Here is a 1,551-nt window from a genome sequence, read left to right as displayed (position 1 = left end):
CAGACCGAATAGAGCAAAGGCACGCTGCCGGGACAGCCTAATCAAGAGCAGCAAGCAACTCTGGCAGGTCACGTGCGCCATGGAGGATCCGCAATATAAGTGGCGGTACAACCGCACTGTCGTAGACCAGGAGATAGGGAAAGTCTGTAAGAGACAGGAATCTTACAGGAGGATCGGCCAACTCCCGACGCTCACCTCCTGCCAAGGGATAGTCCGCAAGCAGAATGGTTGCCTTGTGAATGGCTGTACGAAAGGCACGGGCAGCGATTGGCTCATCGGCCATAATCCACCGCATGGCATCCAGCGCATCTCTTCTGGCTTGCGGAGAAAGGCGGGCAGGCTTCATTGAGTTTGCTGATCGAGAATCTTGTCCATTTCAGCGAGCACGTCAGCCGCTGCAAAACTGCCTTCCTGATCCGCCTCACGGCGAACATCATCCAGCATGGCGTTAAAACGCATACGCCGCTCTTCTCGTTCTTGGAACATCTCTAAAGCACTTCGGATAACCGCGTTGACACTGTCAAAACGCCCGTTTTCTACACAAAAATTTGCGAATCGTTCAAACTCTGGAGAGATATGTATATCTGTGAGCATGACATCATCCTCAAAATGCCTCTGTTCTATCAAATGGTAGAGTATACGAATGTTGTTGGCAAGTGACGGGTGCGGACAATCCCAGACATGGCAAGAGGGCCACCACCACAAACATCTGCCATTACTCCGACCAATCTCTCTCCTTGGCAAGCAGACAACCCTACCCTGCAGGAGGTTGTGCTTGTTCGTTCGGCAATTGTTCTAATACTCTCTGAATCGGTGCCAACAACTCCCCATCCGGCTCAATCCCCGCATCATGGCACCGATTGATATAATCCTGGACCATGTAACCCATTCTGTGGCCATGGGCCAGAGGCAAGGCCAGAAAGTAGGGGGAGAGCATCTCTACCGCTTCCTGGGCACACAACTGCGCCTCCCGGTGTTGCGCAAAAGCATGGTGGAGGTGACTTAATATGATCAGGGAAATAGCCAGATCTGGTCTAAAGGCGTCCGGGTGTGCTGCAGCCAGTTGCCTGCGAATTGCCACGGCTTCTTCAGTAGCCGCCAACGCCTCCTCGCGACGGCCCAGGGCGTGCAAAAGGGCGCCCAGATTGTTGAGGGACATAGCCAGATCTAGCCTGAAGGCGTCCGGGTGTGCTGCGGCCAGTTGCCTGCGAATTGCCACAGACTCCACAACAGCCTCTAGCGCCTCCTCACGACGGTCCATGCCATCCAATCGGATGCCCATGTTGTTAAGGGACATAGCCAGATCTGGCCTGAAGGCGTCCGGGTGTGCTGCGGCGAGTTCTCTGTAAAGTCCCACGGCCTCTTCAGTAGCCGCCAGCGCCTCTTCTCGACGACCCGAGGAGCCCAAATAGGCACCCAGGTTGTTGAGGGACATAGCCAGATCTGGCCTGAAGGTGTCCGGGTCTGTTTCGGACAGTTGTTTGCAGATCGTCACGGCCTCTTCCGTAGCCGCCAGCGCCTCCTCGCGACGGCCCAGAGCATGTAATTGGA

Annotated in this window: 3 protein-coding genes; all 3 read right to left on the bottom strand. The window is 55.2% G+C overall.

The genetic code is table 11. From position 1 onward, the window contains the following. Positions 1–37 precede the first annotated feature (37 nt). Positions 38–346 (bottom strand): type II toxin-antitoxin system RelE/ParE family toxin, encoded by a 309-nt coding sequence (locus EJP87_RS16135; protein WP_130472872.1) that lies wholly within the window; start codon positions 344–346, stop codon positions 38–40. Further along, positions 343–594 (bottom strand): type II toxin-antitoxin system ParD family antitoxin, encoded by a 252-nt coding sequence (locus tag EJP87_RS16130; protein WP_130472871.1) that lies wholly within the window; start codon positions 592–594, stop codon positions 343–345. Before EJP87_RS16130 ends, EJP87_RS16135 begins: the two co-directional genes overlap by 4 nt. Before the next feature lie 160 nt (positions 595–754). Further along, a partial coding sequence (locus tag EJP87_RS16125) for a tetratricopeptide repeat protein (RefSeq protein WP_130472870.1) occupies positions 755–1,551 on the bottom strand: 797 nt, incomplete at its 5' end.

The sequence above is a fragment of the Candidatus Magnetaquicoccus inordinatus genome, from assembly GCF_004217665.1.
Taxonomy (GTDB): domain Bacteria; phylum Pseudomonadota; class Magnetococcia; order Magnetococcales; family Magnetaquicoccaceae; genus Magnetaquicoccus; species Magnetaquicoccus inordinatus.
This window is presented reverse-complemented; position numbering and strand designations above follow the sequence as displayed.